Annotated in this window: 5 protein-coding genes; 3 read left to right on the top strand and 2 right to left on the bottom strand. The window is 69.1% G+C overall.

The genetic code is table 11. The features are described from left to right. Nucleotides 1–445: 445 nt before the first annotated feature. Nucleotides 446–895, top strand: coding sequence for a PTS glucose transporter subunit IIA (locus tag ACFVKT_RS39165; RefSeq protein ID WP_385741429.1), 450 nt, complete (start codon nucleotides 446–448; stop codon nucleotides 893–895). A 78-nt stretch (nucleotides 896–973) separates the two neighbouring features. After that, nucleotides 974–2,644 carry a phosphoenolpyruvate--protein phosphotransferase gene (gene ptsP, locus ACFVKT_RS39160; protein WP_385741426.1) on the top strand — a complete coding sequence of 557 codons (1,671 nt, stop codon included), beginning with the start codon at nucleotides 974–976 and terminating at the stop codon, nucleotides 2,642–2,644. Nucleotides 2,645–2,713: 69 nt separating this feature from the next. Here the strand turns inward: ptsP and ACFVKT_RS39155 are convergent, their stop codons facing one another. Further along, nucleotides 2,714–3,604, bottom strand: a complete 891-nt coding sequence (locus tag ACFVKT_RS39155; RefSeq protein WP_385741423.1) for a hypothetical protein — start codon at nucleotides 3,602–3,604, stop codon at nucleotides 2,714–2,716. A gap of 112 nt (nucleotides 3,605–3,716) precedes the next feature. Further along, a complete protein-coding gene (locus ACFVKT_RS39150; RefSeq protein ID WP_385741420.1) occupies nucleotides 3,717–5,684 on the bottom strand; it encodes an acetoacetate--CoA ligase in 1,968 nt (655 codons plus the stop codon). A 213-nt stretch (nucleotides 5,685–5,897) separates the two neighbouring features. Here ACFVKT_RS39150 and ACFVKT_RS39145 point away from each other — a divergent pair, with 213 nt between their 5' ends. Beyond that, complete coding sequence (locus ACFVKT_RS39145; protein ID WP_385741418.1) at nucleotides 5,898–8,264, top strand: TIM-barrel domain-containing protein; 2,367 nt, start codon at nucleotides 5,898–5,900, stop codon at nucleotides 8,262–8,264. Nucleotides 8,265–8,268 lie beyond the last annotated feature (4 nt).

Here is an 8,268-nt window from a genome sequence, read left to right as displayed (position 1 = left end):
CGGAGACGGGGTATCAACAAACTTGGCGTTGATTTTTGGCACGCTGTTGAGTTCTCAAGGAACGGACACTTCCTTCGTACTCACCCGAGAGACTCCTCAGGCTTTCCTCCGGGCGTTTCCCTTCGATGTTTCAAACTCTATCAGTGAATTTCCGTCTCTCTGACCACGGTTCTGCGGACATGCAGAACCAAACCCCGAGATAGGATCTGACAAGTTGAGTGCTGCCGGGCAAGGACACTTGATCGCGTCGCTCGGCCCCAAGCAGGAGAACGACTCTACATGGGGCGTTGGAGCGGACGCAAATCGTTTGCGCCCTGCTCTACGACCGCCAACCGGGTCCTCTCGCAGGGAACCTGCACTTCATATGACATACCCTGCTGAGCAGTGCGCCGTCCGGGACAGGTAGTGACGGCCCATATAAATCTCCGCCCCTGGGAGGCTTCCCATGACCACCGTGACGTCCCCTCTTGCAGGACGCGCCATCGGACTCACCGAGGTACCGGATCCCGTGTTCTCCGGGGCCATGGTCGGCCCCGGCATGGCGATCGACCCCGTGCGTGAACCCTCGGAGGCTGTCGCCCCCGTCGACGGAGTGATCGTCTCGCTTCATCCGCATGCCTTCGTCGTCGTCGACGGCGAAGGCCATGGTGTGCTCACACACCTCGGCATCGACACCGTGCAGCTCAACGGCGAGGGCTTCGAACTCCTCGTCAACAAGGGTGACACCGTGACGCGCGGCCAGGCCGTCGTTCGTTGGAACCCGGCTGCTGTCGAGGCAGCCGGCAAGTCGCCGGTGTGCCCGGTCGTGGCGCTCGAGGCCACGGCCGAGTCCCTCTCCGACGTCCGCGAGGATGGCGATGTGAAGGCCGGAGACGAGCTCTTCGGCTGGCAGTGACGTCAACGCCGACGTAGACGACAAGTAGGGCAACCACCGCAGCGGCGTTACCCCGCCGCACTATCGGAGACGGGTGAGATGGAGACAACGCTGCGAGGCGTCGGCGTGAGCCACGGGGTGGCGATCGGCGAGGTTCGGCATATGGGAACGGCGGTTCTTGAACCGCCGGCCAAGCAGATCCCGACGGAGGACGCGGAGCGCGAACAGGGGCGCGCCCGCAAGGCCGTGGAGGACGTGGCAGCGGACCTGGTTGCGCGCGGCAATCTGGCGGGCGGCGAAGCTCAGGCGGTGCTCGAGGCGCAGGCCATGATGGCTGAGGACCCCGAGTTGATGGCGGACGTGGAACGCCGGATCGCTGTCGGCAGCACCGCCGAGCGTGCGGTCTATGACGCGTTCGCTGCCTATCGCGCGCTGTTGGCCGCCGCCGGCGAGTACCTCGCCGGTCGTGTCGCCGACCTTGACGACGTGCGGAATCGTATCGTCGCCCGGCTGCTCGGGGTGCCCATGCCCGGTGTGCCGGACAGCGACGAGCCCTATGTCCTTATTGCTCGTGACCTCGCCCCGGCGGACACGGCGCTGCTCGACCCCACTCTGGTGCTCGGTTTCGTCACCGAGGAGGGCGGACCGACCAGTCACAGCGCGATCCTGGCGCGGGCGCTCGGCGTTCCGGCCGTGGTCGCGCTGCCTGGTGCCGGTGAGCTCGCGGAAGGCACCGTGATCGCCGTGGACGGCAGCACCGGTGAGATCTTCGTGGAGCCGAGTGCCGAGAAGAAGGCAGAGTTGGAGGCCGCTGCGGCAAAGCGCAAGGCAGCGCTGTCCTCCTCCACCGGTCCCGGAGCCACGTCCGACGGGCACAAGGTGCCGCTGCTGGCCAATGTCGGGGGCCCGGCTGACGTGCCTGCCGCTCTTGAGGCCGGTGCCGAGGGTGTCGGTCTGTTCCGTACCGAGTTCCTCTTTCTCGACGACAGCAAGCGGGCGCCGTCCGAGGACAAGCAGGTCGAGGCGTACCGGCAGGTTCTCGAGGCGTTTCCTGAGGGTCGTGTCGTGGTGCGTGTGCTCGACGCGGGCGCGGACAAGCCGCTCGACTTCCTGACTCCGGCCGACGAGCCGAACCCGGCACTGGGTGTGCGGGGTCTGCGCTCACTGCTCGACCACCCCGATGTGCTGCGCACGCAGCTGACCGCCCTCGCCAAGGCTTCGGAGGGGCTGCCGGTCTACCTCGAGGTAATGGCGCCGATGGTCGCGGACCGCACGGACGCGAAGGCGTTCGCGGACGCGTGCCGTGACGCCGGGCTGCAGGCGAAGTTCGGCGCGATGGTGGAGATTCCGTCGGCCGCGCTTCGGGCGCGCTCGATCCTTCAGGAAGTCGAGTTCCTGTCCCTGGGGACCAACGACCTCGCGCAGTACACTTTCGCCGCCGACCGGCAGGTGGGTGCGGTGTCTCGTCTGCAGGATCCGTGGCAGCCCGCGCTGCTCGACCTCGTCGCGCTGTCCGCCGAGGCGGCGAAGGCCGAGGGCAAGAGCTGTGGGGTCTGCGGTGAGGCAGCGGCGGACCCGCTCCTCGCGTGTGTGCTGACCGGTCTGGGGGTCACCTCCCTGTCGATGGGTGCCGCGTCGATTCCTTATGTCCGGACGACGCTCGCCAAGTACACGCTGGCGCAGTGCGAGCGCGCCGCCGCCGCTGCCCGTGCGGCGGACACGGCCGAGGAGGCACGGACGGCGGCGCAGGCGGTGCTGTCCGGCGAATAGCCGGACCACGTCGTCGGTCGACCGTTGCCGAGGGGCGCTCCACCTGATGGTGGGGCGCCCCTTTCGCGTTCAGTGCGCGTGACCCGTCATTCCTCCTCCTTCTCCGAGGTCGGGTGGTGCGCAGTAGTCGACTCCTGATTCCGGGGAGACCAGGTCTCCGGAATCCACGTCGGTGCAATAGGCGTCGAAGACCTCGGCAGCGGTGAGGGGATCCAGGCTCTCACCGCGGAGTCGCCACCCGTAGACACGGTCGGTCCTGTCGTGGGCGGTGATGCGCATCACGAGTCCCCCGGCGCTCCGGGTGGCGATGCCGAGGGCCAATACGGTGGTGAATTCCAGGGCTTCTGTTTCGTCGAGGTGGATGGTGCCCGCGTCGTCGTCGGCTCGGAGCGCGGCGACGAGCAGTTCGGGCGCGGCCGAGACACTGCACACGAGATGGAGGTGGCCGGCTTCCGCGGTTTCGAGAATGCGGCTGAGAAGGCGGGCGGCGTGGGCGAAGGATGCGCGTCCGATGTCCTCGCCGCAGGATGCGCAGTTGCCGATACGGGCCAGGAGTGTGGTCGCGTACTCCCATGTCGCCTGGCGGACGGCCTCGTCGACGAGGTCGGGGACGAGTTCGTCGAGGGGCTGCCCCTCGTACATGACGGTGGGGCCCGACGCGGCCAGTTCCGCCGTGAAGCGGGTGCGGCTCGACGAGGCGTCGGGTTCCAGGCCGCTCTCGGCGCAGAACTCGGCGTATTCCTCGGGGTCGAAGAGCGCCACTGTGGTGTGGCCGCCCTGGGCGGCGAGGGTCCTGAGCAGGGATTCCACTTGCTGGAGGTAGGTGGTGTGGTCGTCGAAGGCGAACGTGCGGTAGCGCCGCATCGCCGTGAAGTCCTGTTCGTCGGTCAACAGGCCGATGGTGCCCGCGATTTCGCGGCGCAGGACGCGTCGCGTGCTGTGGTGCCGGGTGTGCGCCATGTTTCCCCCTGTGCGCAGTCGATCAATGCTCACTCACAGTAATCGGTGGCACTGACAACGCCGGCGGGCGAGGGTGGTTCGCTGCGTCGCGGGGTGGAGTGGAGTACGTCCGTCAGGCGCGTTTCTGGGCCAGGTCTTCGTAGAAGCGCAGCAGTTCGACGTCGTCCACCGAGCCGAGGTTGACCGCCTTTGCCAGGGAGGTGCCTTGGAGGAGGCGTTTGATCGGGACTTCGATGCGCTTGCCGGTGAGGGTGTGGGGGACGCCGGGGACTTCGATGACCTCGTCCGGCACGTGCCGCGGCGAGAGCTGCTCGCGGATGGTCTGCTTGATGCGGGTCAGGAGGGCCTCGTCGAGTGTGGCACCGGGGGCGAGATGTACGAAGAGCGGCATCCAGTAGCCGCCGTCGGGCTGTTCGATGCCGATGACGAGCGACTCCTTGATCTCGGGGAGGCGTTCGACGGCTTCGTAGATGTCGGCTGAACCCATGCGCACGCCCTGGCGGTTGAGCGTGGAGTCCGAGCGGCCGTGGATGACGACGGAGCCGCGCGAGGTGACGGTGATCCAGTCGCCGTGGCGCCACACTCCGGGATACGTGTCGAAGTAGCTGTCGTGGTAGCGGCTGCCGTCGGGGTCGTTCCAGAAGCGGATGGGCATGGACGGCATCGGATTGGTGACCACGAGTTCACCGACTTCGTCGATGAGGGGCTTGCCGCTGGGGTCCCAGGACTGGAGGTCTGTACCGAGGCCAGGGGCCTGGAGTTCGCCGATGTACACCGGCAGTGTCGGGACTGCGCCCGCGAAGCACGAGCACACGTCAGTGCCGCCACTGACGGAGGCGATCCACAGGTCGTCGCGGACCTCGTCGTGGAGGTAGCGGAAGCCGTCGGGTGGCAGGGGCGAGCCGGTGGTGGCGACGCACTGCACGCGCGCGAGGTCGAAATCGTTGGAGGGGCGGACGCCTGCCTTACGACACGCCATGACGTACGCGGCGGACGTGCCGAAGAGTGTCGCTCCCGTCCGTTCGGCGATGCGCCACTGGGCGCCTGTGTCCGGGTACCCGGGGCTGCCGTCGTACAGGACGATCGTGGTGCCCGTGAGGAGCCCGGAGACCAGGAAGTTCCACATCATCCAGCCTGTGGACGTGTACCAGAAGAAGCGGTCTTCGGGGCCGAGGTCGCAGTGCAGACCGAGCTGCTTGAGGTGCTCCACGAGGATGCCGCCCTGGGACTGGACGATCGCCTTGGGTAGGCCGGTGGTGCCCGAGGAATAGAGCACCCACAAGGGATGGTCGAAGGGGACCTGCTCGAAGAGGGGCTCCACCTCGGCGGAGGTCAGGGCGGACCATTCCAGGGCGTCCTGAGGAGCTTCGGTGCCCAGCAAGGGGATGTGTACGACCGCGCGCAGGGTAGGCAGTTCGCGGCGCAGCTCGGCGACGGTGTCGCGGCGGTCGTGCTCCTTGCCTCCGTAGCGGTAGCCGTCGACCGTGAAGAGCACCACGGGTTCGACCTGCTGGAAGCGGTCGAGGACACTGCGGGCGCCGAAATCGGGGGCGCAGGACGTCCACACACCGCCCACGGCGGCTGTGGCGAGGAGGGCGGTCACGGCCTGCGGAACGTTCGGGACGTAGCCGCAGACCCGGTCGCCCGGGCGTACGCCGAGCGCGCGGAGTTCGGCCGCCAGGGAGCCGACCTGGCTCCGCAGCCCGGACCAGCTGATGGGGGTCGGCTCATGGGTCTCGTCGACGTACAGGAGCGCCGGTTCGTCCGAACGGGTGTCGGCCGCGCGTAGAGCATGCTCGGCGTAGTTGAGGGTCGCACCGGGGAACCATTCGGCGCCTGGCATCGAGCGGTCGCCGAGCACGCGCGCGTAGGGGGTCGAAAACCGTACGTCGAACCATTCGGTGACGGCTTTCCAGAAGGTGTCCAGTTCGTCCACGGACCAGCGGTGCAGTGCCGCGTAGCCGCCCTCGGCCGGGGCGCCGTGCCGCTCGGCCGCCCAGGTCTGGAACTTCGTGATCTGTGCCTGGGCGATGCGTTCCTCGGTGGGCTGCCAGAGCGGTGAGGGGTTGGAGGTGGACATGGGGCGGCTCCCGGGCTGTGCGCGTCGTGGGCGTCTGTCGCGCACGAGCTGGGGTGTGCGCGTCACGCGGCTGTCATGGACGATGCCATGTGATCGACTTCGGCACCAGGGTGCGCCGCACATAGTCGCCGACGTGAAGATGTGGTCTGACCACGGGTGAACGGCAGTTGAACGACTCACACTTATGGCCTCGTCAATGGCAGGCTGAGCAGCATGAACGGTCGTGACCTGGTGCGTTCGGTGAAGGCGGTCGGTTCGGCGGGAGCGACCCAGGGGTTGCGTACCGTGCGAGCCGCGTGGCGCAGGAAGCGTGCCGATGCCGTGGGGCTGCCCAAGCGGGGCGCCGAGCGCGCGCGGGTGCCAGGGCCGGTGCGGGGCGTGGACCCGGGTCCCGGCGGTGGAGTCGTCCGGTTCACCCGCTCCGAGCTGAGGATCACGGTCACGGTGAACGGGGCGGTTTTCTGGGGGTGGGACGGGGCTGACCCCGAGCCGTCGTACGCGCTCGGGGGCCACCGTCCGGAGCCGGATCCGCGGGCGGTCCTGGAGCCCGACAAGGACGGCGGTTGGCGGGTCGTCTCCGAACGGGCGACGGTCGTGGTGTCACGGCACGGAGCCGTAGAGGTGCACACCCCGGGCGGCGTGATGCTGCGCCGCGATCTGCCGCCCCGTTGGTGGGAGCCGGTCGACGGCGGCGTGGCGCGCTGGATGCAGCGCTCCGAGGTGGCCGCCGACGCGCGGTTCTTCGGCCTGGGCGGGCGCGCGGCCGGCCCGCGGCTGCGCAACGGGAGGTACCGGCTGTGGAACACGGATCCCGGGAGGGCCTTCGGGCCCGGCGACGATCCCCTGTACATCACCATGCCCGTGCAGTTGGTGGTCGCCGACGCCGCCACCCATCTCGTGTTCCACGACACCTCGTGGGACGGCACGGTGACGTTGCGCGAGGGTGAGGAGGGCGCCGGTTCCGGGCACGACAGGGCCGGGTCCTGTGAGCTGCGAGTGGACGGCGGCCCACTGCGCTGCTGGGTGATGGTGGGCACCCCCGCGCGCGTGCTGCACGCCTGGGTCGCGCTCACCGGGGCGCCCGCGCTGCCGCCCGGGTGGGCGCTGGGGCATCATCACGCGCGGTGGGGTTTCGGCAGTGCCCAGGAGGTGCGGCGGATCGTCGCGGGCTACCTGGAGCGTGGTCTTCCGCTCGACGCGGTCCACCTGGACATCGACCACTATGACGCGAACCAGGTGTTCACGGTCGACCGGGAGCACTTCCCGAAGATGCCGGAGCTCGCGGAGGAGCTGCGGCGCGACGGCGTCCGGCTGGTGTCGATCGTCGACGCGGCGGTCAAGGCGGAGCCGGGCAACGCGGTGTACGACAGTGGCATCGGCGCGGACGCGTTCGTCCGGGATGCCTCGGGGCGGCTCGTGCGAGGTGTCGTATGGCCTGGGGAGTCGGTCTATCCGGACTTCACGGACCCGCGCGTACGACGGTGGTGGGGCGGGCTCTACGAGGAGCGGCTCGCGCTGGGATTCGCCGGGTTCTGGCACGACATGAACGAGCCGACGTCGTTCACGGCCTTCGGGGAGTCGACGCTGCCGCGTTCGGCGCGGCACTCCCTGGAGGGCCGCGGTGGTGACCACCGTGAGGCGCACAACGTGTACGCGCTGGGTATGGCCCGGGCCGGGTTCGAGGGGCTGCGTGAACTTGCGCCCCTGGAGCGGCCGTTCATCTTCTCGCGCTCCGGGTGGGCCGGAATGCAGCGCTACGGAGGGACCTGGTCCGGGGATGTGGCCACCGGCTGGCCCGGGCTGCGGGCGTCACTGTCGCTCGTGCTGGGGCTGGGGCTGTGCGGGGTGCCGTACTCGGGGCCCGATGTCGGCGGCTTCGACGGAAGTCCGTCGCCCGAGCTGTATCTGCGGTGGTTCCAGCTCGGTGCCTATCTCCCGCTGTTCCGGACGCACGCGAGTCTGCGGGCGGGGCGCAGGGAGCCCTGGGAGTTCGGTGACGACGTCCTGGAGCACGCGCGCGTGGCGCTCGTCGAACGGCGGCGGCTGCTCCCGTACTTCATGACCCTGGCGCATCTGGCTCGTCGTACCGGCGCACCCTATGTGCGGCCCGTGTGGTGGGGCGCGCCCGAGGACCGGGCGTTGCGTGACTGCGAGGACGCCTTCCTGCTCGGTGACTCGCTCTTGGTGGCGCCGGTGCTGGACCCGGGGACGGACCGGCGTGCGGTTCAGCTGCCACGGGGGCGCTGGTACGACACGGTCACCGAGGAGGCCTATGAAGGGCCGGCCCAGGTGCTGATCGACGCGCCCCTGTCGCGGATTCCGGTGCTGGCGCGTGCCGGTGCCGTTGTGCCCGTTCGGGGTGCCGATGGTGGACTGGAGCTTGAGGTGTGGGCTCCCGCGCGGGGTCGTGTCGGGGGCGGGCTTGTCGTGCCGGACTCGGACAACGGGTGGGACGAGCCGGAGATCGAGCGCTATGTGACGCGCTGGGAGGGAGCGCAGGTGGTCGTACAGCGGGATGGAGAGGGCGGCCCGAGCGAGCCTGCGTATCCGGTGCGGGTGCGGGGGCTCCGGGCGCTGTGACGGC

This window comes from Streptomyces sp. NPDC127595, assembly GCF_042671685.1.
Lineage (GTDB): Bacteria > Actinomycetota > Actinomycetes > Streptomycetales > Streptomycetaceae > Streptomyces.
Note: the sequence above shows the minus strand (reverse complement) of the source record. Positions and strands in the feature narration are given on the sequence as shown.